Origin of the sequence: Francisella salina, from assembly GCF_000219045.1 — a bacterium.
In the GTDB taxonomy this organism is placed as follows: Bacteria; Pseudomonadota; Gammaproteobacteria; order Francisellales; family Francisellaceae; genus Francisella; species Francisella salimarina.
The window spans coordinates 473678-498702 of record NC_015696.1; the positions used below are offsets into that span (position 1 = coordinate 473678).

A 25025-nucleotide genomic window follows, 5' to 3' on the forward strand; every position below is an offset into this window, starting at 1 on the left:
CTTTAGAAATGATAAAAAAAATACTAATAGTAGAAGATGAACCTCAAATTAAGAAGCTTTTAGAAAAAACTTTTTTGGTACTAGGGTATGATGTTGAGAGTGCACCAACAGCTTCAATAGCGACTAGCTTGCTAGGACAATATCATCCTGATGTTGTCATTCTTGATCTTGGACTTCCTGATCAAGATGGTCAAGATTGGCTTGAGGCTGTAAGAGTTAGTAGTGACGTACCTATTATTGTAGTTTCAGCAAGAAATGATACAGAAGAGGTTGTCAAAGCTTTAGAAAATGGTGCAAATGATTACGTTAAAAAGCCTTTTGATATGCCTGAGCTGATTGCTCGAGTTAGAAGACAGTTGATTGCTGTTATTAAAAAAGATCTTGAAATAGCTAATGTATATAGCTTTGATAATCTCATAGTTGACTTAAATGATCATAAGGTTATTTTGGATAATCAAGAAATTCACTTATCAAAAAAAGAATTTTCGATTTTGAGCTATTTAGTTAAACATTCAGGTAAGTTGGTAATGCAGAATACTCTTTTACATGAGGTTTGGGGAGATTGCTATGGAGACGGGGCTCAGTATCTAAGAGTGTATATTGGACAGTTAAGGAAGAAGCTTTCTGCCTGTAAAAAGCAACCATTAATTATTACAGAGAATGCCATAGGTTATCGCTTTATACCAGCTGATTAGGAAGTATACTTATAGTTTATAAGCTCATCTTTTTTTGGTCCAGATATTTTCCATACTAGACTAATCTCACTCTCTAAATTGTAAAGTTGGGCTGAATATAAATCATCAACACATACATGAGCCTGCTCACTCTGCCATAAGTTATCATCTATATGTATTAAATCAAAAAGTTTGACAAGATTATTATAGCCAAATCGAGCATGAGATAAGCTTATACGCTGTGAATTTATCTTTTGCCAGATATATTCGTTAGAAATATTTATAGGTTTGTTTGAGCTATCAAGTATAAAATAACCTTCTTCTTTGAAGTATATACAATTATCTTTTTGTTGAGTTATGACAGTACCATATCCATCTCCATTCCAGCCTGTTTGAGAGTTTTGGCCACTCTTAGATTCATACTTAAAGTGCCGTATATTAAGTAGCTTAGAGAATAGTTCCATAGTATTAGTAAATTTGGTTTTTATGAATATAGATTATAATGAAAAAATGTTTGGATAAGTCAGCATTATTTGCTTAGTTGTTAAAATAGAGTTATTATTTTAGCGCTTAATAAGAAATTATAATAAACCTTATGAACTCCAGATCTATCGGCTCAGTTTTTTTGATAATAGGTACTACTATTGGAGCAGGAATGCTATCTTTGCCTTTGATAGTTGCTTCATGTGGCTTTACCATGGCTGTAATTCTCTTAATACTTTCTTGGAGTGTGATGTACACAACTGCTCTTAAGCTTTTGAGAGTTTGTGCCGAGTATCCGTTAGGGGTTAATTTCACAACAATGATGCAAGCTCGAGTGTCTAAGGGATATCTAATATTTTTTAGTATTATCTATTTGTTACTACTTTATTCACTTATGTCTGCATATACCACACAAGGCTCATCACTAGTTGCCACACTTGGAGGTGTTGGTGACTCTTCTAAGACATCAGTAGCAATAGCAGCTATTATTTTTACACTAATTTTTGGTGCATTAATGTTCAGCTACAGAGTCAGTGATTATGCTAATAGATTGTTTGTGATGCTTAAATTTCTGTTTTTTGCGATTGCTATAGTGATTATGCTGTTTTATATCAATACAAGTTATTTGGAGAGAGCACCTCTTAGCTTTTCAGCATTTATTTTTGCGTGGCCGACATTATTACCATCTTTTGGTTTTCATAATATAATTCCAGTTATTTATGAGTATCAAAAAGGAGATGTTAAAAGTTTAAAAAAAAGCATACTTATCGGTAGCTTATGTGTTTTAGTAATATATATAGTATGGATTCTTTTAGCTTTAGCCCTTATTCCTCAGCAAGGTTTACACAGCTATCAAATATTATTTAGCTCTGGTAATAATACACCTATGGGTCTTGCTTCAGAGATTAGACAAGTCTCAAAGTCTGCTTCCTTAGAGGTTGGATTAAATGTATTTATGCACATAGCAATTATTACGTCTTTTATCGGAGTAGGAATTTCTTTACTACATTATATTCGTGATTTATTCTCTCGTTATAATAAGAAAATAACTAATTTAGCATCAGGTCTTGTTTGTTTCATTCCGCCTTTAGTATTTACTGTTTTCTACCCTAGAGGGTTTATACTTGCGTTACAGTATGCTGCAATATTTGCTGTGATAATATTTGTTTATACGCCAGCATTTTTAAGTAGAAAGGCAGATCTTAAGGTGTATTATTCAAATATCTATGTGATATCAATGGGAAGCATAGTAATATTTTTTCAAATTTTTAATCTGTGTTTCGATATCAATCCATTTACTGGTTTTTAAATAGTCGATGATAATTTAAGCTAGAACATATATAATGTATGATTAGCATTTTTATAAGTATAAGATTATAGAGTTATGAGATTCGTAGATGAAGTAGTGATTAAGCTTCAAGCCGGTAAGGGTGGTAATGGTTGTGTGAGCTTCCGTAGAGAAAAATATGTTCCTCGTGGTGGACCGGATGGTGGAGATGGCGGTCATGGAGGTAGTATTTATCTCAAGGCAGATGAGAATGTAAACACTTTGATTGATTATCGTTACAAAAGAGAATACTACGCTGAAAATGGACGTCCTGGCGAAGGTCGTAATTGCTATGGTAAAGCCGGAGAAGACTTATATCTTGTAGTGCCGGTTGGTACTAGCGTATTTGATGCTGAAACCAATAAAAAAATTGGCGAAGTTCTAAATAATGGTGAAATCTTCAAGCTAGTTTCTGGGGGTAAAAGAGGGATAGGTAATACGCACTTCAAGAGTAGTACAAATCAAGCTCCAAGAAAGTTCACCTTAGGAGAGGAAGGCGAATATAAAGAAGTTCGCCTAGAGTTAAATTTATTGGCAGATATTGCATTGCTAGGATTGCCAAATGCTGGAAAATCAACACTTATTCGTTCTGTATCTGAAGCTACGCCAAAAGTTGCAGACTATCCATTTACAACAATGTATCCACACTTAGGAGTAGTCAAGGTTGGTGTAGATAGTTTTGTGATGGCGGATATCCCAGGAGTTATTGAGGGTGCCGCTGAAGGCGCTGGACTTGGTCTTAGATTTTTAAAGCACTTAACTCGAGCAAGATGCGTGTTGCATGTTGTAGATATTTGTCCATTTAACGAGTCTGATCCTGTAGAGAACTATTTTGCAGTTGAGAAAGAGCTTAAAAAATATAGTGAAGAACTATATGATAAGCCTAGATTTTTAGTTATTAATAAGATTGATTTGCTTGCTGATGAGGTAGAAGGAAGGTGCCAAGAATTTGTCAAACAGATAGGTTATGAAGGTAATTATTACACGATATCAGCAGCTATGAAAAAAGGAACACAAGAGTTAGCGAAAAAGCTTAATGAGTTTTTACAAAAACAAGAATAGGCTGTAGATGAAAATAAAGAATCTTATATTTGGCTCACCAATTCCTAATGCAAAGCAACAGGATCAAAAAATTGGCTTATTTGCTGGGTTTGCAATATTATCATCAAATGCATTATCTTCAGTCTCTTATGCCACTGGAGAGGTATTTATAGTTTTAGCCACGGCAGGTGCTGCGGCTGTTTCACAGTACTCTATTGGAGTATCTGTGATGGTTATATTATTAATGTTACTGATGGGTTTTTCTTATGCTCAAGTCATAAAAGCTCATCCAGAGGGTGGTGGGTCTTACTCAATAGTAAAAGCACACTTTAGTGAAAAATTAGTTTTATTGACCTCAGCATCATTGATTATTGATTATATACTTACTGTAGCAGTATCAGTATCAACAGCTGCGGTAGCAATTAGCTCAGCATTCCCAGCCTTAGAAAATTATAGCACTAAGTTAGCATTATTTTTCTTGGTTTTTTTGATGATTATGAATCTAAGAGGGGTAAAGTCTACAGCTAAAATATTTGTATGGCCAACATATATGTTTATTGTCTCAATAATTGTGATGATAATAGTGGGTATATATCAATATAATCAAGGCACTTTAGAGACATTTGCTTACCAACAAGACTATCTTAATCAAATGCAAGCATCGATGGGTGTTTTAACAATAACTCTTGTTCTTCGAGCTTTTTCTTCAGGAAGTGCTGCTTTGACTGGTATAGAGTCCTATGCTAATGGAGTCGCTGCTTATAAGTCTCCAGGACTATCTAAGGCTATTATTGGCCTATTATTAATGGTTTTTTTGTCTATAGTGATGTTCGCAGGAGTTACTTTTATTGCTGCAAAAACTGAGATACTTCCTAACTTCTCTGAAAGCGTATTATCTCAAGTAGCTCATCAAGTATTAGGGAATGGCTTTTTTTATTATTTTTTACAAGCATCAACATGCTTGATTTTGCTTATGGCTGCTAATACATGTTTCACAGGTTTTCCTATTCTTGCTGCAATCATGAGTAAAGATAATTATCTGCCTGAGCAGCTTCAGCGTTTAGGCGATAGATTTGCTTTTAGAAATGGTATTCTTATTTTGACAGTTCTGTCAGCTATTTTACTTATTATTTTTGATGCTAAGGTTAGTAGGCTAATACCTTTGTATGCATTTGGCGTTTTTATCGCATTTACTCTTTGTCAAGCTGGCTTGGTTAAATATTGGTATAAGAATAAACGTACTTACAAGAGCTGGGGTATTAGAGCGTTCGTTAATGCTTTTGGTTGTGTGGCAACTTTTGTTGTCTTAATCACTATTATTGAAAGTAAGTTTTTCGAAGGTGTTTGGATAGTAATAATTGCTATATTGATAATAATGTATGGCTTATATTCAATCAAAATGCATTATATCAAGAGAGAGCATAGCTTAGCGCAGAGTGTTGATGAAGCCATAGTCAATGCTTGTATACATGAGAGCTTGAAGCCAAAGATAGTTATATTAGTATCTCGTATTCACAGGGGTACAATAGATGCGTTGACATTGGCGAGAAATATCTCTGATGATATAACACCAGTATTTGTTTCAGCAAATGAGAAGAAAATTGAAAAAATAAAAACAGAGTGGAAAAATCTTGCTTTTAAAGAAAAGCTCTTGGTTATGCGTCCAGTTTATAATTCGTTTATCACACCGGTACTGCAGATTTTACACAAGAATGATTTAAGAGACCCTGAGAAAGGATATTCTGTGGTAATAATTCCTGAGGTTGTAAATACAAAGTGGTGGCACTTTTTATTACATAACCAAAATTCGCGAATGGTTAAACTAGCTATTGCTGCAATGGATAAAAAAGATAATAAGACAGCTACCAGAGTGGTTATCTCTGTACCGTATAAGGCAGAGTAGCTGATGTTGAGATTTTTTGGAAATTTCTGGCATATATCTGATTTTTTCTGGAAAAGTAAGTACGGTAAAATAGCTCTGGCAATAGTAGCTTTGTTGCTGGTTCTTGAGGGCTTGGGGGTTGCTCTAAGTGTTTACTTAAACTCGTGGAATGTTGGGTTTTATAACTCAATTCAAGAATATAATAAGGCATTGCTGATACATCAATTAATTATCTTTATAGTCTTGATATCATTAATGATGTTTAACTTCTTTCTATCATATTTAGTTAAGCAGTTTTTTGTTATTTTTATCCGTAAACCAATGACTGATTTTTATACTAAAAATTGGCTGTACTCACGATCATACTATAGAAGTAAACAGGTTGATAATCCAGAAGAAAGGATTGATGAAGATGTTACAAGATTTATTACCGATTCACAGTCATTATTTTTGGGAATTACAAGAAGTATTTTTAGTTTTTTCTCATTTGCGGTAGTTTTGTGGGGATTATCAGGAGACTATACTTTCAATATTTTAGGTGTAGATATTACCATCTATGGCTATCTTTTTTGGGTGGCTTTTTTATTAGGTCTTTTGAATATAGTTGTAGTATTTTGGGTTGGTAAACCCTTGAAAAAACTGGTGTATCAAAAGCAGAAGTTACAAGCTAACTTCAGATATCACTTATCTACCATCAGAAATAATAGACTTTCAGTTAGAGATTATAACGCTGAAAGATATGAATATGCTCGTTCTAGAAGGAATTTCAAAGCAATTGTAACTAACTTCTATAGTTTAATGTTTCGTAATGCAAAAATAGATGTTGTAAATACGCTATTTAGCCAAGTCTATGCGATTATCGGTACAATTTTGTCATTGCCTAGATATTTTGCAAAACAGATAAGTTTTGGTCAGATGATGCAGGTAAACTCAGCAGTAATGCAAGTTATATTCCCTATGGTTTATCTTACATATGTGTATGAGACATTAGCTAGTCTAAGGGCTAGTATGTCACGGCTTACTGAGTTAAAGCATGAAATTTCATCAGAAAAACTGAGTGATGATGAAACAGATTTACTAAACTGTGAAGAAAGTATTTTAGAGGTAAATAGTTTTTCGTTAAAGAAATCACAAGACTCGCCATTTTTGTTAGACAATATATGTTTCAGGCTAAAGAACCACGAAAGGTTGCTTATAAGCGGACATTCTGGGATTGGAAAAAGTACTTTGTTAAGAGCCATTGCTGGGGTGGGATGTGGTAGTCATGAGGGAGATATTATCTTTGCTAGGAAGTGTCTCAAGATTTGTTTACTACCTCAGAAGCCTTACTATCCTGAAGATGACTTTAAGAGAGCTGTTTTTTATCCAATACAAACAGGTTTACCATCAGATGATAGATTTATTGAGATTCTAGAATTATTAAATGTTGGTTACCTGACCAAATATATAAATACAATAAATGATTGGCGAAATTTTCTATCGTCTGGTGAACAACAAAAGCTCAATTTCTGTAGGATTTTTGTTAAGGAGTATGATTTGTTGTTACTTGATGAGGCAACTTCAAACATTGATGTGAACTCTGAAAGAAAAATATATGAAATTCTACAAGAAAAGGGCTTTGCGTATATTTCAACAAGTCATAGTGAGAGAGTAAGAGAGTATCATAATAATTTTTTAGATTTTTCTAATGATTAATTAATAGGTGAACAATAATACTAGCAAAATATCCTAAGGCGATAACCCAAGTCCATTTGAGGTGTCCCATGAAGGTATATTTACCTTTGGATTTGCCCATCACAGCAACACCCGCTGCTGAACCTATAGCTAGTAAGCTACCACCAACTCCTGCAGTTAGAGTTATTAATAGCCACTGGGCATGCTCCATTGTTGGATTCATACTAAGTACTGCAAACATAACAGGTATGTTATCAATGATTGCTGAAAGTATACCAATGATGGTATTGGCTTGAGTGTGAGCAGAGAATATGCTTGGAGCAATTGACTGCATGTCTGTGTAAATATATTGAGAAGCAAGGCCAAGATAGCCTAAAGCGGCTAGCCCCTGTACAGAAACTAATATTCCATAGAAAAATAATAATGTATCCCATTCAGCTTCCTTGACCTTATCAAAGATATCAAAAGCATGGGGAGGCATTTTGTGTTTCTTTGGATTCCTATTTTCATAAGCAATTTTCAATCCATAGATATAGTTATATATCATTACATACCCAAAACCTGTCATCATTCCTAGAGATGGTGGTAAGTGAAGTAAATGCTCAAATGATACAGCTGTAGCGATCGTTAAGATAAATAGTAAAATAACGGGAATGGCACCTCGCTTTAGCTCTACCTTTTCTTCTATTATCGATTGAGATTCCATTTTTGGCACAAAGAAGCTCATGATAATGGCAGGTACAAGGAAGTTTACTAATGATGGAATAAAGATTGCGAAAAACTCAGTGAATTTAACAATGCCTGTTTGCCATACCATAAGTGTTGTAATATCACCAAATGGCGAGAATGCACCTCCAGCATTTGCTGCAACAACTACATTCACACATGCCATTGTTATAAATTTTTTATTGTCTTTGCCAATAGATATCACAACGGTGCTCATTACTAGTGCTGTTGTTAGGTTATCAGCAACTGCTGATAAGAAAAAAGATATAATACCTGTAAGCCAAAATGTAGCAAGATATCCGAAACCAGCTCTTAGTAGTGTGCTTTTTAGCTTGGCAAAGACATTGCGATCCTCCATTAGGTTAATATATGCCATTGCGACTAATAAGAATAATAAGAGCTCACCATACTCGGTCATAATATGGTCAAAGTTTGAGTGAACAATATTGTTCGCTCCAAGTGACTTTCCAACTATTGCAACAAGTATCCAAATAATACCTGCCGCGAGGATTACAGGTTTGGACTTATTGAGTTTTGTGAAATCTTCTGTCATAACGAATAAGTAAGCAATTACAAAAACCACAACTGCGGCTATAGCTAGTGGCTGATCAATAGCATGAACACTCACAGCACTCAGAGACTCTGTCCCTTGGGCAAATGACAAAATAGGTAAGATACTCATAAGTATTATGAGTGAGAGTTTTTTATACATCATATCTAAACAAAAATTATTGATGGCGCTATTATAACATTGTCAGCTAGAGAGTTAAGAATAAAACATACTTTTACTTTCAGGAGCACTACTATACTAAATGAGTAACATATTTATATTATTCTGATATAATAACCCGCTACTTACAAATAAAATACAAGGGGTGTTTCTATGTGGAAATATTCTCCAATAAAAACTATTCTTATTCTTGGTCCTATGGTCTTTGCTTTTGCATTGGCTATGGATGTCTATATGCCCGTTCTACCAGATATGCGCGAAGCGCTAAATACAACTCAGCAAATGGTACAAGTTACATTGTCTTTATTTTTGGTTGTTACAGGGATTGGTCAGCTTATTTTAGGTCCTCTATCTGATCAATTCGGTAGGTTCAAAGTTATATTAACTTCTTCAATTATATTTTTAGTTGGATCAGTTTTATGTGCGATTTCTCAAGATATTGAGTTTTTGATATTTTCGAGGGTTATCCAAGCGGTAGGCTGTTGCGGTTTATCTGTATGTGCTTTTGCAATTATTAGAGATGCATTTTTTGGTAAAACTAGTTCGATGATATATAGTTTTATTAATGCGATAATTTCAGTCTCGCCAATAATTGGGCCATTAATTGGTGTACAGTTAGCGATACATTTTCCATGGTATTCAGCTTTTATATTTCTAGCAATATTAGCTTTTGTGGCATTTTTGATAATAGTATTTTTTGTTAAAGAAAGCTTACCGATTGAGAGACGTAAAAAAATGTCATGGAGTGTATTTGCGAGGTATTTACACGTCATAAAGTCTCTGCAATTTTGGGCATACTCTTTAGCAGCGGTATCAGGAATGGTTTCATTTTTTATATTATTTTCAATGACACCATATATTATTAACTATTTAGGTTATCCAATTTCAGAGATATATATTGTATTTGGCTCAGCAGGGGTGGCATTTCTGATAGGTTCAATATTTGCTGGAGTTATAGTTAACGCACTTGGTGTCTATAACACCGCCTTTCTTGGTGTGGTGTGTGTATTTATTGCAGGTGTTTTGTCATTTAGTATATATGAAATATGGGGATTAAGTTTATGGGGCTTTTTTGCTCCGTGTTTCTTAGCGACATTTGGTTGTGCCCTTACCGCAGGTACTGGCGCTAGTGGTAGCATGGAGCCATTCTATGAAATGGCGGGTGTTGCAGCAGCATTATTTGGAACTATGGAGTTTGCTATTAGTGGAACTATAGGCAGCATAGCCATGTTATTCCCAGCAACTAGCTCTTTACCAATAGCAATTACAATGATTATTATTTCTATTATTGCGGCTTTATTGTTAATTCTAGTCAAAATCACACAGACAAAAGAATAGCTAATATTTATAAATCTTAGAAGTTACTTATGCTAAAAATATTAAAAACTATATTTAGTGCAGTCAAATCGATATGGAGTTCTTACTGGAACTGGTATATGGATTCATGGAGGAGAATTGCTCCAATAAGATACTTTGGTATTTTTCTTATGATATTGATAATAATATACGAAGTTTTCTTTAAATCTTAACTTAATAATGCTCGTGAAGCATAGTCTTATGAATTGTGGTTAGTTTCTGTCAATCTTTAAGCTTTAATATGCATATATGCATGACAGCTATGCGTATATAGATATTTTTATCTATTTTGAAATAAATTAGAATCACTGGTATTGAGTCATCATAACCTTAATTATTGCCTTTTGAATAAATATAGATGTTCTTATAGATCAAAGGCAAAAGTTAGATACTCTAATTTCAAGAATTGATTTTATAAGAAACCAAAGGATAAACTATGAAAAAAACATCACTTGTTGTAGTGGCGCTATTTACGTCAACATTAGCCTTAGCAACACCATTCACTTTGAATATTGATAATTAATCTGAAGCACAGGGATTGCAACTTCATTCATCTACTGATGGGGATAAGAACCTTGAAAAAGGCATTAATACTTTTAACCTTGATACTCAAAATCAGTATGAGATCCGTATACTAAATGTTCAGATAATAGGATCATTGAAGCAAGATGCAAGCTTTTTTACTATGCAGAGTGTTCCAATGAATCCAAAATATTATCAAAATTTGAATGTTGAAATCTCATCTCCAAATGGTTCATATAAAACTGTAACGCCTAAGCAAGCTAGTGGCATATGTGGTATTGATACTCAAGGGCAGGGCATTACTTGTAGAATATCAAAAGTAGCACCAAGCGAGCTTAATATTATCCTCACAGGAAGTAAAGCTCCTGAGCCAGTAGCTGAGTATACTTACGATGCGGGTGTTTGGGATGGTTCAAAAATATATCAAGTCAAATATAATCCAACTTTGTACCCTAAAGTAATATATTCGGTAGATGGAGGAAGGAACTATATGTCATATGTAGCTTGTTGGTATGCAGATGCTTCAAATACTCCAGGAAATGGTGATCCTTGGAGAGAGTACGATCCATCAAAAAATGTTTGCTTGTAAAATCTCCATGATTAAAACTATACTCTAAAGCTATCTAGACACTATTTATTTCATAAATTTCTTATTATTAAGGCAAACTTCATATCATCAGGTGTGACATTATCAAATCTAACTTTAGCTTGATAGCCACTGCCTTTTGCCTCTTCCATAGGATTACCATCTTTGTCTAGCATATTGTCTAGTGTTATTTCACGACTACCAGATGGCAACATAAGTTCGATACTATCGCCGATTTTCATTTTGTTACGGACATTGATATCAGCATAGCCAGTATGCTCATCGAAGTTTGTTATTTCACCAACAAACTGCTGAGTAGAACTACGTGAGTCTGAGTTTTCATACTTTTGATACTCATCATGAACATGGCGACGATAGAACCCTTCGGTATAACCTCTGTGAGCTAGACCTTCAAGTTTATCCATAAGCGTCATGTCAAAAGGCTTGCCTGCAAGAACATCTTTGATAGCTTGATCATATAGCTGAGCAGTTCTAGCAGCATAAAAGAACGATTTGGTGCGCCCCTCAATCTTGAAGCAATCAACACCCATTTTCATCATTGCTTCTACATGCTGTATAGCTCTTAGGTCTTTTGAATTCATAATATAAGTACCATGCTCATCTTCAAACATTGGGTTATATTGTCCTGGCTCTTTGTCATTCTCTATAAGCACTACTTTATCAGAAGGTGTACCGATTCCAAGAGTTGACTTGACTTCAACAGGTTCAAAGTCTCCCCACTCGTTTTGTTTTGCTTCAGCAACTTTGTAGTTATTGCGACAAGCATTATTACATACACCTTGGTTAGGATCTCTATGACTGTAGTATCCTGATAGCAGACATCTACCTGAGTAAGCCATACATAATGAGCCATGAACAAATGTTTCAATTTCCATATCTGGAACATGCTCTTTGATCTCTACGATTTCTTTTAGAGATAGTTCTCTTGATAATACAACGCGGGTAATACCAAATTTTTGCCAAAATCTAACAGTTTCATAGTTCACAGCATTGGCTTGAACTGATAAATGTATCTCTTGGTCTGGGAAGTTCTCTCTAACTAGCATAATCATGCCAGGGTCTGACATAATCATTGCATCAGGTTTAAGAGCAAGTACAGGAGCTATATCTTTGATGTAAGTTTTGATTTTAGCATTATGTGGAGCTATATTATTAGCTAGCATTATCTTCTTGCCTTGCGCATGAGCTTCAGTAATTGCTGTCTCAAGAGTCTTTAATTTTGAGAACTCATTATTTCTAGCCCTTAGGCTATAGCGAGGTTGTCCAATATATACTGCATCAGCCCCATAAGCAAAAGCATAGCGCATAGCTTTTAGGGTGCCTGCCGGTGACAATAGTTCAGGTCTTTTCATGTATTTTTATCCTTTGACTTAATATTTACTAAGCTTTTTTCTTAGAAAGCGAATGATTCAACTCTATATTTTAACTTTTTATTTTTTGTCTATAAAGATTTATTTTGATACAAAGAATTGTTGAATTAATTCTAATTTACAAAAAAATAAGATGGTAGGATTCAGTCAAAGTCTGGTATTTTGGAGATTTAGATATATCTAAATTAGTAACCTATAAATTATAATCCAAAAGGTCGGTAAGACCGCTAATATAATATAAGATATTATTAGTCCATCATAACCATACTTTGTTAAAAAAGCTCCAAGACCACTAAAAGCAAATGCTGCTAGGTTTTGCAATAATCCTAATGCTGATGCTGCTGTTCCTCGTCTATGAGGATGTAAAGATAGTGCTTCACTACTTATGTTAGGAGCTCCGATCCCAGAGCCTATTGTGAAAATGAAAAATGGTATTGCTAATAGCCACCCAGAGAGAGGTAGGTTGATTATTTTGGTAACTAAAACAATAGTCAAAGATGTTATGAATAGACAAATAGGAAGTATAATTTTATTTTCAAATTTAACTCCCTTTCTCAACATGAGTTTAGAAATTATTCCACCTAATATAAATGCAATCGATATCGGAATAAAAAATAAACTAAATTCCCCTGTCGCAAAATGAAGTTTTGTCAACAAGAAGGGAACTTGAGACAGGTATACATATACAGATATATATATCGAAGTACTAGCTAAAGTTAAGATGATAAATTTAAAATCTTTCAATAAGTGTCTGTATTGATTTAGTACAGCTAAAATAATATGCTGTTGAGTAATGCTATGCTCTTTTACATCATGGATACTTTTCGGAGGGGTAGGTAGCTTTATAGTTATTAAAAATAATACTGCAGCTATTACTATTAAAAAAATAAAAATCCCATACCATGTTGATAATGTTAAAATTATACCGCCAAATACTGGTGCTATAGCTGGCATTGAACCAATGAGGATATAGCCTGTACCAATAATATGTGCGGCATGCTTCTCGAAATAACTAAATGCTAGAACTTGCCATAGACACAATGCACTTGCTGCACTTAATCCTTGAGTTAGTCGAGCTATAAGGAAGGTTGAAATATTAGGTGATAAGATGGCTATAAGATTAGCAATAATATACAAGATAAGACCAAATGCTAGAACCTTTGATGTTTTGATGTGATCAGATAATGCGCCATATATAGGAATACCAATAGCGAGACCTAGCATGTAAAAGCTAATAGTCAAACTCATACTTGCTTTTGTTGTCGAAAAAATGTGCTGCAATATTGGCATTGCTGGTAAATAAATATTAGCTGTTAAGATTGATAAAAAAGCTAATGTGTAAATAAGAGTTTTAATATTTTTGCTCATGTGAGATTCCTGAAAAGAGTTTTGATATTAGACTTAGCTACTATTAAAATTTATTGTTCACTATTTATAAATTTTGAGGCTTTTAAGTTTTAAGCTTTGCTATTGTAGATCTGGTACAGAGAGTGAGAATCTTCAAGAACTCTATAGTTTAGTATTTTCTGATTTTTTACTTCATATATCGATACAATGTAAGTTTCAAAGATTTGGTTATTATGTGAGAACATAACCTTTAGTTTCCCATATTCGTAAACAAGATTTGTATTTTTACTAGCTATTAAATCTATAGATGTTTTATTAAACTGGCTAACATCTTTTTTGATGCTTTTGATGTTTTTGAAGTGTTCAATGATGGCTTGTTTGCCAAGGTGTGAGCCACTCCAGGCACCATTGATACTATCAGAATGCCATTCTGCATTATCATCAATTAGGTTTAGTGCAGCATCTAGGTTGCCATTTTGCTGATACTCAATAAAGTTTTGAATTATTTCAAGGTTGGTTTTAGTCATTTTAAATACCTCTAGGTTTATGTTGTGTTGAGAGTTTAAATTAGATTCTTAAACATATAAATTGAATAATTTTTAGCATTATGTTAACTTTTGGTTAACACTAGGTTTTTAAATTACTTTGTCTATGCAGTATACGTTACATCAACTCAGAGTATTTGCAGCTGTTGTTGAAAATAAGAGTTTAAGAAAAGCAGCAGAACAGCTTTTTATCACACCACCTGCGGTGACTAAACAACTTCAAAATTTAGAAGATATCATAGATTTAGAGCTCTTTAAGAGAAAAAATAATAGTCTAAATTTGAACAATGAGGGAGAGCGTTTCTATGATTTAGTCAAGCCTATACTTGAAAAAATAGATCAAGTTAATAGATTAGAGCTACCAATTTTGAGGAATAGAAAGTCAAAGATTAGAATAGGTCTGTTACCAATATTTGAAAAAAGTATCTTTGATGCAATAAATAGATGTATAGATAAAGAAACTATATTTGAATATGATTTAAAAGTTTGTAAAAAAACTCGATTAATAGAGAAGCTTGAGAATAATGGTTTAGATGTTGTATTGGCAGTAATGAGCGATGAAGAGGTTCATGACCTTAAGAGTAAAGGTTATAATGTCAAGTTATACAATAGAATTGATTTTGAAATGTATGTTTCAAAAAAATTATTAAAGCGTTACAGTAGTTTAGAGACAGTTTTTAGAGAGTCGGTGTTAATTTTAGAAAGTAAATATCGAGATAAATTTCGTTTATCAAATGTAATAAGCTTTGATTGTTGTTTAAGTGTTTATAATGCTATTATCCAAGGAGTTGGTTATGGTTTTTTACCAACATTTCTCGTTAGATCTCAAGAGGGTAAAGATTTAGTTAATATGGATACAGAGTTATCGTTAGTCAGTCTTTATAGTTATTATGTTTATCATACAAAAGAGTCTGCAAAGATTGATACTATTGGAAATCTCTTTCAAGTATCTTAAGAATATTAAATGGCAAAAATTAGCAAGTTCCCTTTACCGTAGTATTATGATAATATACTTTTTCTAAATAGTAGATGAAATTTACTTCTTAATAAACAGGGGTTAATGATGAATTTTGAGCTTGCTAGAGAGAATATGGTAAAGCAACAAGTCCTCACGGAAGGTCTTTCTTTAGATGGTGTTGCAGAGATTATGGCGGATATCCCTAGAGAGATTTTTCTACCCAAGGAGTATCAATCTTTAGCATACTGTGATACTAATCTTGTGATAGATGATAGAGAGCTTAGAAGCCCTATGTTTACAGCTAGGCTAATAGAAGCTTTGGCTATGAAAAAAACTGATAATATATTAAAACTTGGTTTAGAAACTGGATATCCAGTAGCGTTGATAGCAAATCTATGCAATAGCGTTGAACTTGTTGATTATGATGAAGAAAGACTAGCTACAGCAAGGCGTAATTTAGCAAAAATAGATGTTTATAATGTCGAATTTAATAGCGCTGAGCATCTTACAAACATTATAAAGAATGCCAAGAAATATAATTGTATATATATATCAAATGTTGTAGAAGAAAATGAGGTGGATGAGTCTCTGCTAGATCTTCTTGAGGTTGGTGGTAGATTAGTTTTTGTTGTAAGAACTGATGTGTGTGACAAAGCTTACCTTATAACTAAAACAGTAAAAGAAACGCACCAAAAGAGTTTTCTTTTTAATGTTTATAATAGATAAAATATTATGAAGAAATTAACTCTATGCTTTATTGGTTTGTTTTGGATGTTTACGGCATTTGCCAACGAAGATACTCCTGTGCCAGAATATAAATATGCTGGAAGGCCTGTTGGTACAAATATAAATCAAAATCCCTATAGTGTAGAAAAGCAATATGCGAAAGCTGATGAAATCAAGGTAGATAACAAGTTTTATGATCTTAAAAAGGCTGATGAAGTCGCAATGGTTCGTAATACTGAAGATAAGTTTTATAGTTTAGTTGATATTTATAAGTTGGCTGCTGAACATAATGCAGATTACCAAGCCGCTAGATCAACTTTTGCCGCTAATGTTGAAACAGTACCAGCTGCTTTGGGTGCATTGTTACCACAAATTGATTTTAACTATAACCTTAGACGAGATCTATATAATCAGTTTGGTGGTAGGGTTAATGATACTTCAAATAATCTTAATTTTAGTGGTTCACAGGTACTTTTTGATTGGAGTAAATGGAAGACATATACCCAGGCTACATATTTGCAAAAATCTTATGCAATGATTTATGCAAAAGCAGAGCAAACTCTTATTACAGACACGGTTACAGCATATTTTGAGCTTCTAAGAGCAGAGCAGGCGTTACAGTTCCAATTTGCGAACGAAGCATGGAACAAAAAGCTATATTTGACACAAAAGTATCAATATAATTCTGGTATGGTATCTTATGCGGATTTCAAGACCACAGATGCTCAGTATCGTCAAGCCGTGGCTGATAGAGTTAGTGCTCAGAGGAACTTCATTAATGCAAAAGCAGTAATGGCAAAACTTATAGGTAAACGTATTAGTTCGATTCTGTATATTTCAAAAGATACTGAATTTGGTAATCCTGTACCAGATGATATTAACTATTGGCTGAATACTGCAGAGAAGTACAATCTTGATATTGCACAGAAGAGATTTGAATATCAAGCAGCTCAAGAAGGTGTTGGCATAGAGTGGGGTAATTTCTTTCCTAAGGTTAACCTAACAGGTGGTATGTTGATGTCAAGAAATGCTCTTTCTGGAAATCAACAGCAGATAGAAAAAATCCCTACTAAATATGATGTTGCTAATATTGGTGGTGAGGCTAATTGGAACCTATTGAGAGGTGGCTCTGATTATGCGAAGCTTAAACAGGCAAGCTATAATAATCAAGCAGCTAATTACGCACTACTTCAAACACAAAGAGAAGTTTATGCAGGGACTGTTGAAGCATATCAAACAGTTGTTTTAGATGCTGTGAGAATAGATGCCTTCAGGAAATCAGTATATGCTGGTATTGCTTCTGTAAAAGCCATATTAGACGGTTTTGAGGCTGGTACACAGACTATTGTTGATTTGCTTAACCGACAGGCGATACTTGTACAGGCGCAGCTTTCATTCGCTGATGCTATATTTAATTATGTTGAGGATTATGTTAGGTTGAAACAGTTGCAAGGTGGTTTAACCTATAAGGATGTTGAATATATAAATAATATCCTTGGTAAAACAGATATAATCTCGCAGATTGCTACGGAGTAATTATTGTAATGTCTCAAATTTCAGCTTTTATTTTAGACTTTGAAAAATATAAAGCTGAGACTCTTAAAAACTATCTTTCCTCTAAAAAAAATATCAACTTAGAAAAGCTAACTAATAAGCAAAAAATATTCTCACAGTTTATTCGTTACTTTGTGTTCGAAAGGTTTTATGGTATTGATAATCTAGAGTTTGAATATAAGCATGGTAAACCATATCTTGATGGCAGTAAATTTTTTTTTAATATAAGTCATACTTATAACAAGGCGATAATGGTTGTTGCCTGTAATGAGATTGGAATAGATGCTGAGATTGTATCAGCAAAGAGAAATGTTCTTTTGATAGCTGAGCGATATTTTACTCAGCAGGAGTATCAAAGTATAGAAAATAGTGAGGATGTTTATAGCGAGTTTTATAAATTATGGACTCTCAAAGAAGCACAGGTGAAAAGAAATGCTCTTGGAATTGCTAGGGGGCTTTCTGATGCGAAATTTACTAAGAAGAGTACTCAATGGGTAAGTAATAACTATCCTGAGGATTTTTTTTCATTTACCTATCAAGAGTTATTAATTTCTATTTGCTCACAAAATATTGAGAATCAAAAGATAGATTTATATGAAATACAGGATTTTAATTTTATAAGTAAGAATTATTAGGGGGATAGTTATGGCGTTGCATGCTAAAAAGAGCACAAAAGATAAGTTGTATAAAGAATCATTACCAAAGTTTGAGATTCCAAAAAAATCAAATGATGCTTTTGAAGCATATCAAGAAATCAAAGATGAGTTGATGTTGGATGGTAACTCAAAGCAAAATTTGGCAACATTTTGTCAAACTCAAGTGGATGATTTTATCCACAAACTTATGGAACTCTTCAGCAGAAAATGCTATCGGTTGTTCAACTACTGGCTCATCTGAAGCGGCTATGCTTGGTGGTATGGCAATGAAGTGGCGCTGGCGAGATAAGATGAAGGCGCAAGGCAAAGATTACTCAAAGCCTAACCTTGTTACAGGACCTGTGCAAGTATGTTGGCATAAGTTTGCTAGATACTGGGATATCGAGCTTAGAGAAATCCCTATGTCCAAGGAGAGTCTAATAATGACACCAGAAACGACGCTTGAGTATTGTGATGAAAATACTATAGGTGTTGTGCCTACTTTTGGGGTTACATTTACAGGTCAGTATGAGCCTGTTGAGACTATTTGCGAAGCTCTAGATGAATTTGAGAAAGAAACTGGTATAGACATTCCAGTGCATGTGGATGCTGCTTCAGGAGGGTTTCTGGCACCATTTATAGAGCCTAAGCTTAGATGGGATTTCAGGTTACCAAGAGTCAAGTCAATCAACTCATCAGGACATAAGTTTGGACTATCTCCTCTAGGGGTAGGTTGGGTTGTTTGGGCCGATAAGAAATATTTACCTCAAGATTTGATTTTCAATGTTAATTATCTTGGTGGAGATATGCCAACATTTGCTCTAAATTTCTCTCGTCCTGGAGGACAAATAGTTGCTCAGTACTATAATTTTGTCAAACTTGGGTTCGAAGGTTATAAGAATATTCATAAGCTTAGTTATGATGTTGCAAAGTATATCTCTAAAGAAATCAAAAATATGGGTATCTTTGATATTATTCATGCTGGTAAAGGTGGTATACCAGCCGTGAGTTGGTCACTTAAAGCTAGCAAAAGTTATGATTTGTTTGATATCTCTGAAAAAATACGTGCCAAAGGTTGGCAAATAGCCGCATATTCGATGCCAAAGCATAGAGAGAATTTGGTTGTTATGAGAGTGCTAGTTAGAAGAGGTTTTAGCTTTGATTTGGCAGAGTTAATGATTCGCGACTTAAAAGATGTTGTTGATTCTTTAGAGAATAAATCTAAAGATATTGAAAGATCTAGTTTTTCGCATTAGTAGTATTAGAAGATTTTGATTAATTTATCATGATAAATATTGCTATAATATGTTTGTTAATGAAAGTAAATTGTATTAAGAGTAGTTGGTAGTTTTATGTGTGGAGTTATAGGAGTCGCTGGACCAAATCAGGTTAGCTATGCATTATTTTATGGTTTAAGTCTTTTGCAGCATAGAGGGCAAGATGCTGCCGGTATCGCAACAATGGATGATGGTCATTTTTTCATGCGCAAAAATACAGGACTTGTAAGTGATGTATTTACAGATGAGAAGTTAGAAAAATCAAAAGGTAAAATGGGTATAGGACATGTGAGATATCCTACAGCTGGTAGCTTAGGAGCTGCAGATAGTCAGCCTTTTTATGTCAATAATCCTCATGGTATAGTTTTTGCACATAACGGAAATCTTACGAATGTTGATGAGCTTGCGCAGATGTTACATGATATCGAAAGACGCCATCTAAACACAACTTCCGATTCGGAATTGCTTCTGAATTTTTTTGCATGTGGTATGAATAAGTCCAAAGGTTGTCCAACGACAGAAGCTGTATATAAAGCATGTGAGTTTGTTTTTGAGCATGCTAAGGGTGGTTATGCTTGTACTGCGATGATAGCGAATTTTGGCTTAGTCGCTTTTAGGGATCCGTATGGGATACGTCCTTTGATACTAGGTGTTAAGGAATATGACAATGGCGAGAAAGCTTATATGGTCGCTAGTGAAAGCGTTTCTTTGGATATATCAGGGTTTAAGATACTAAGAGATGTTGAGCCAGGAGAGGTGATAATTATCACAGAAGATAGGCAGGTCCATTCTAGAATATGTGCAAAAAATCCAGTTTTAGCACCGTGCTTATTTGAATATGTATACTTTGCACGTCCTGATAGTGTTATGAATGGCGTAAGCGTATATCAAGCTAGAGTTGATGCTGGTAAAGTTTTAAGCCAAAGAATCAAAGAAACTTGGAAAGATAAAGAGATTGATATTGTAATCCCGGTACCGGAGACAGGTAGAGCATCTGCTCAGGAGATTGCAACTGCATTAGGTGTTGAGTACCGTGAGGGGTTTGTCAAAAACCGTTATGTTGGTAGAACTTTTATCATGCCTGAAAATGTTGATAGAAAGAACTTCGTTAGAAGAAAGTTAAATCCAATACCAGCAGAATTTAAGGATAAGAATGTTTTGCTGGTTGATGACTCAATAGTTAGAGGTACAACATCTAAGCGAATTATTGAAATGGTTAGAGATTTAGGCGCAAAATCTGTATATCTTGCTTCTGTATCACCAGCTGTTTGTTATCCAAATGTCTATGGTATTGATATGCCTGTTAAGTCAGATTTAGTTGCTCATGGTAAGTCATTAGAGGAAATTCGCCAGTGGATTGGTGTTGATGGCCTTATATACTTGCCATTGACTGATCTTAAAGAGATTGTTCAAAAGCAAAATCCTGATATTACAGAGTTTGAAGATAGTGTTTTCTCTGGTAACTATATTACAGGTGATGTCGATGAAGCATATTTGGATGAGCTAGAAAGACATAGAAAAGAGTTAAAAGAATTGGAAAAGAAATATAAAGGGTTTGATAGCTAATGATTAGGTTTTTTGAAGGATTAAGTGCATTATCCCCGTTTAAAAGAGAGAAAATTTTAGCAGATGCTAAAAAGATATCTAATAAAGTTGAGTCTGTATCTACTCAATATATCCATGTAGTAGAACTTGAGTCAGAGTTAAGTGGTGAGCAAGAAAAAATAATTAAATCTTTACTTAACTACAATATAGAGTATGGTTCGACAGAGCCTAAGGGTCATACTTTTATTACGGCTCCAAGAGCAGGCACGATCTCTCCTTGGTCATCAAAGGCGACAGATATTATCCGTAATACGGGTATCAGTACCGTCAAGAGAGTAGAAAGAGCAGTTTTATTTGGTGTTGAGGGACAGGTTTCTGATAGTGAGCTAAGAGCTATAGAAAATTTAGTACATGATCGTATGGTTGAGGAAGTCTTTAGCTGTAGAGATGACTTACATAGATTATTTGGTGTTACAGCTCCAAAAGAACTTGAGTATGTCAATGTCTTAGAGAATGGTATTCAAGCTATCAAAGATGCCGATAAGAAACTTGGTTTAGCTCTAAGTGAGCAAGAGATTGACTATCTAGCAGATGAATATACAAAGCTTAATAGAAATCCTACAGATACTGAGCTATATATGTTTGCTCAAGCGAACTCGGAGCATTGTAGACATAAGATTTTTAATGCTAAGTGGACTATTGATAATCAAGAGCAAGACAAATCATTGTTTAAGATGATTCGTAACACTACTGAGAGATCTCCTAAAGGTGTGCTTTCAGCATATAAAGATAATGCTGCTGTGATAGAGGGTACAACGGCTCAGAGATTTTACTCAAATACTCAAACAGGTGTTTATAACTTCAATCAAGAAGAAGTCGATATCTTGATGAAGGTTGAGACTCATAACCACCCTACAGCAATTGCACCATTTAGTGGTTCGGCGACTGGTATTGGTGGTGAGATTCGTGATGAGGGAGCGACTGGTTTAGGAGCTAAACCAAAAGCTGGTTTGACTGGTTTTACAGTTTCAAATCTTAATATCCCAGGTTTTGAACAAGCTTGGGAGTCTACTAAGTACGGTAAACCTTATCATATTGTAACACCTTTACAAATCATGCTAGAGGCACCTATTGGTGGAGCTCATTACTCAAATGAGTTTGGCCGACCTAATATAAACGGTTATTTCCGTACCTTTGAGCAAGAGGTAAATACTTCTGCTGGTAAAGAGATGTTTGGTTATCATAAGCCGATTATGATTGCCGGTGGTATGGGTAATATCAAGAGAATGCATGTTGAGAAAGGCGATATTGATGTCGGTGCTAAGCTAATCTGTCTTGGAGGGCCTGCTATGCGTATTGGTCTTGGCGGTGGTGCTGCATCTTCTGTTGTGTCTTCTGATACTAACTCAGAGCTAGATTTTGCTTCTGTTCAACGAGACAATGCTGAGATGGAGCGCCGTTGCCAAGAGGTTATCGATAGATGTTGGCAAATGGGTGAGCATAATCCAATTACATTTATCCATGATGTTGGTGCTGGTGGTATTTCTAATGCATTCCCTGAGCTTGTTAAAGATGGTAATGTTGGTGGTCATTTTGAGCTTAGAAAAGTAAATGTCGGCGAAGAAGGACTTTCTCCATTAGAGATATGGTCAAATGAGTCACAAGAAAGATATGTATTATCGGTTGATCCTGAATCGCTAGAGCTTTTTGAACAGCTTTGTAACAGAGAAAGATGTCCATTTGCAGTGGTTGGTGAGGCAATTTCTGAGAAGCATATTACGTTAAATGATGAGTACTTTGATAATAAGCCGGTTGATTTACCAATGGGGTTATTATTTGGTAATACTCCTCAAATGCATATTGATGTTAAAACTGTCAAAGTAGAACAAGATGCTTTTGATACAAGTTCTATCAAGCTTGATGATGCGATTGAAAGAGTGCTAAAAGTACCGGCTGTAGCTTCTAAATCTTTCTTAATCACAATTGGAGATAGAAGTATAACAGGTATGGTTGCTCGTGATCAGATGGTTGGTCCATGGCAAGTACCTGTGGCTGACTGTGCTGTGACAACTGCTACTGTAGATAGCCAAGCAGGTGAAGCTATGGCAATGGGTGAAAGAACTCCTGTTGCTAGTATCAATGCGGCTGCTTCTGGTAGATTGGCAATTGCTGAGACTGTAACAAACTTATTAGCTGCGGATATCGAAAAGCTAAGTGACATTCGCCTATCTGCAAATTGGATGGTTGCTGCAAATCAGGGCGATGAAAACCAAAAGTTATATGAGACTGTAAAAGCTGTTGGTATGGAGTTTGCACCAGAGTTAGGTATTGCTATACCTGTTGGTAAAGACTCAATGTCAATGAAGACTAAGTGGTCAGATAATGGTCAAGCCAAATCTGTTACATCGCCTTTATCGTTAGTGATCTCAGGTTTCTCGCCCGTGACAAATGCGCGTAAGACTCTTACACCAGTTTTAATTGATGATAATGATACAACTCTTTTGCACATTGATCTATCAAATGGTGCCGGTAGACTTGGAGCTTCATGTTTAGCCCAAGCTTATAACCAAGTTGGCAATGTTGTACCAGATGTTGAAGCAAGTAAGTTGAAAGTGCTATTTGAAAATATCACAAAGCTAAAAGCTGAAAATAAAATCTTAGCATATCATGATGTATCTGATGGTGGTGTATTTGCAACTCTAGCAGAAATGTCATTTGCTGGGCGTAAAGGTTTAGATATTAGGCTACAAACTCAAGACATATTAGCAAAACTTTTCGCAGAAGAAGTTGGCGCTGTTATACAAGTTAAAAATAGTGATGTAGTACTAGTTGAAGAAATGTTTGACGATACTCAAATTCACTTGTGTGCAATAGCTAAACTAAACTCTAGTGATGAGTTAAACACCTTTGCAAATGGTGAGAAAGTATACTCAAATACGCGTGTAAACTTACAAAGATGGTGGGCTGAGACTTCTTATCAAATCCAATCAATCCGTGATAATAGCGAATGTGCTAAACAGGAGTTTGATAGTATTTTAAATACTAATGATAAAGGTATCCATGTTGAGGCGACATTTGATCTTGAAGAGGATATTACAGCTAAGTTTGTCAATGTTGAGAAACCAAAAGTTGCAATCCTAAGAGAGCAGGGAGTCAACGGTCAAGTTGAGATGGCAGCAGCATTTACTACAGCTGGTTTTGAGGCTCATGATGTCCACATGTCAGATTTGCATACTGGGCGTGTAACTTTGGCAGATTTCAAAGTATTAGTAGCTTGTGGTGGTTTCTCGTATGGTGATGTCTTAGGTGCTGGTGGCGGCTGGGCGAAGAATATCCTATTTACGGAGAAGCTAAGAGATGAGTTTAGCAAATTCTTCAGTCGTGATGATACTCTAGCACTAGGTGTGTGTAATGGTTGTCAAATGCTGGCACAGCTTAAATCACTAATCAAAGGTGCGGAAAACTGGCCGATATTTATTAAGAATAAATCAGAGCAGTTTGAGGCTAGAGCTTCTATGGTTGAGATTCAAGAGTCTGACTCTATTTGGTTTGCTGATATGGCAGGCACAAAAGCACCAATTGCGGTAGCTCATGGTGAGGGTCGTCCATTATTTGAAAATGATAGTCAGCAACAAGCTATGTTAGCAAGTTCGCAAGTAGCTCTTAAATATATCGATGGGCAAGGTCAAGCAACAGAAATGTATCCATACAATCCAAATGGTGCAGTAAATGGTCTAACAGCTGTGACAGCACTAGATGGTCGTGTACTTGCAATGATGCCACATCCAGAGCGTGTCTATAGAGCGATTACAAATTCGCATATCTCAGCGGAATATGATGAGTATTCTGTATGGATGAGAATGTTTAGAAATGCTAGGAAGTGGGTTGGCTAAACTACCCTCGTCAGTCTGCGACTGCCACCCCTTCATAAGTGAAGGGGAATTACAGTAGCTAAAATTAGCATTTGTTGCTTAATCTATTCATTTATATTGTGCTAAAATACTAATAGAGTATTTTAATAATTCATAGTTTTGAACTACTCGTTT

The 25025-nt window shown here is 35.0% G+C and carries 18 protein-coding genes and 1 pseudogene; 14 read left to right on the forward strand and 5 right to left on the reverse strand.

Features of this window, described 5'->3' with window-relative positions; translation table 11 throughout:
* Positions 1–8 precede the first annotated feature (8 nt).
* Complete coding sequence (locus F7308_RS02425) at positions 9–695, forward strand: response regulator transcription factor (RefSeq protein ID WP_013922263.1); 687 nt, start codon at positions 9–11, stop codon at positions 693–695.
* Here F7308_RS02425 and F7308_RS02430 read toward each other — a convergent pair.
* Complete coding sequence (locus F7308_RS02430; protein ID WP_013922264.1) at positions 692–1138, reverse strand: DUF6314 family protein; 447 nt, start codon at positions 1136–1138, stop codon at positions 692–694. The genes F7308_RS02425 and F7308_RS02430 overlap by 4 nt on opposite strands.
* Positions 1139–1269: 131 nt before the next feature.
* Here F7308_RS02430 and F7308_RS02435 point away from each other — a divergent pair, with 131 nt between their 5' ends.
* From F7308_RS02435 to F7308_RS02450, 4 genes are all read left to right on the forward strand, one after another.
* Positions 1270–2466, forward strand: a complete 1197-nt coding sequence (locus tag F7308_RS02435; protein ID WP_013922266.1) for an amino acid permease — start codon at positions 1270–1272, stop codon at positions 2464–2466.
* 75 nt (positions 2467–2541) lie between these two features.
* On the forward strand, positions 2542–3546 hold the full coding sequence (cgtA, locus tag F7308_RS02440) for an Obg family GTPase CgtA (RefSeq protein ID WP_013922267.1): 1005 nt from the start codon (positions 2542–2544) through the stop codon (positions 3544–3546).
* Between the two features lie 7 nt (positions 3547–3553).
* Positions 3554–5428 carry an APC family permease gene (locus F7308_RS02445; RefSeq protein ID WP_013922268.1) on the forward strand — a complete coding sequence of 625 codons (1875 nt, stop codon included), beginning with the start codon at positions 3554–3556 and terminating at the stop codon, positions 5426–5428.
* Positions 5429–5431: 3 nt separating this feature from the next.
* Positions 5432–7102, forward strand: a complete 1671-nt coding sequence (locus F7308_RS02450; protein ID WP_013922269.1) for an ABC transporter ATP-binding protein/permease — start codon at positions 5432–5434, stop codon at positions 7100–7102.
* Here the strand turns inward: F7308_RS02450 and nhaD are convergent.
* Entirely contained in the window at positions 7092–8519 is a 1428-nt protein-coding gene (nhaD, locus tag F7308_RS02455) for a sodium:proton antiporter NhaD (RefSeq protein ID WP_013922270.1), read from the reverse strand. The genes F7308_RS02450 and nhaD overlap by 11 nt on opposite strands.
* 171 nt (positions 8520–8690) lie before the next feature.
* Here nhaD and F7308_RS02460 point away from each other — a divergent pair, with 171 nt between their 5' ends.
* Positions 8691–9875: a multidrug effflux MFS transporter gene (locus F7308_RS02460; RefSeq protein ID WP_013922271.1), complete on the forward strand. Its 1185-nt coding sequence runs from the start codon at positions 8691–8693 to the stop codon at positions 9873–9875.
* 556 nt (positions 9876–10431) lie between these two features.
* Entirely contained in the window at positions 10432–11004 is a 573-nt protein-coding gene (locus tag F7308_RS02465; protein WP_013922272.1) for a hypothetical protein, read from the forward strand.
* 50 nt (positions 11005–11054) lie between these two features.
* On the opposite strand, the gene trhP is transcribed toward F7308_RS02465, so the two are convergent.
* The 3 genes from trhP to F7308_RS02480 form a co-directional block, all read right to left on the reverse strand.
* Positions 11055–12374 (reverse strand): prephenate-dependent tRNA uridine(34) hydroxylase TrhP, encoded by a 1320-nt coding sequence (gene trhP / locus F7308_RS02470; RefSeq protein WP_013922273.1) that lies wholly within the window; start codon positions 12372–12374, stop codon positions 11055–11057.
* A 198-nt stretch (positions 12375–12572) separates the two neighbouring features.
* On the reverse strand, positions 12573–13760 hold the full coding sequence (locus tag F7308_RS02475) for an MFS transporter (RefSeq protein WP_013922274.1): 1188 nt from the start codon (positions 13758–13760) through the stop codon (positions 12573–12575).
* An 89-nt stretch (positions 13761–13849) separates the two neighbouring features.
* On the reverse strand, positions 13850–14266 hold the full coding sequence (locus F7308_RS02480; protein WP_013922275.1) for a nuclear transport factor 2 family protein: 417 nt from the start codon (positions 14264–14266) through the stop codon (positions 13850–13852).
* A gap of 124 nt (positions 14267–14390) precedes the next feature.
* Here F7308_RS02480 and F7308_RS02485 point away from each other — a divergent pair, with 124 nt between their 5' ends.
* From F7308_RS02485 to purL, 7 genes and pseudogenes are all read left to right on the forward strand, one after another.
* Positions 14391–15239 (forward strand): LysR family transcriptional regulator, encoded by an 849-nt coding sequence (locus F7308_RS02485; protein WP_041263602.1) that lies wholly within the window; start codon positions 14391–14393, stop codon positions 15237–15239.
* Between the two features lie 108 nt (positions 15240–15347).
* Positions 15348–15968, forward strand: a complete 621-nt coding sequence (locus tag F7308_RS02490) for a protein-L-isoaspartate O-methyltransferase family protein (RefSeq protein WP_013922277.1) — start codon at positions 15348–15350, stop codon at positions 15966–15968.
* Between the two features lie 6 nt (positions 15969–15974).
* Positions 15975–17504: a TolC family protein gene (locus F7308_RS02495; RefSeq protein ID WP_013922278.1), complete on the forward strand. Its 1530-nt coding sequence runs from the start codon at positions 15975–15977 to the stop codon at positions 17502–17504.
* Between the two features lie 8 nt (positions 17505–17512).
* Entirely contained in the window at positions 17513–18157 is a 645-nt protein-coding gene (locus F7308_RS02500) for a 4'-phosphopantetheinyl transferase family protein (RefSeq protein WP_013922279.1), read from the forward strand.
* 10 nt (positions 18158–18167) lie between these two features.
* Positions 18168–19413 (forward strand): annotated as a pseudogene (locus F7308_RS02505) (glutamate decarboxylase).
* Positions 19414–19509: 96 nt separating this feature from the next.
* On the forward strand, positions 19510–21000 hold the full coding sequence (purF, locus tag F7308_RS02510; protein ID WP_013922281.1) for an amidophosphoribosyltransferase: 1491 nt from the start codon (positions 19510–19512) through the stop codon (positions 20998–21000).
* Positions 21000–24872: a phosphoribosylformylglycinamidine synthase gene (purL, locus tag F7308_RS02515; RefSeq protein WP_013922282.1), complete on the forward strand. Its 3873-nt coding sequence runs from the start codon at positions 21000–21002 to the stop codon at positions 24870–24872. Before purF ends, purL begins: the two co-directional genes overlap by 1 nt.
* The last annotated feature ends 153 nt before the right edge of the window (positions 24873–25025 follow it).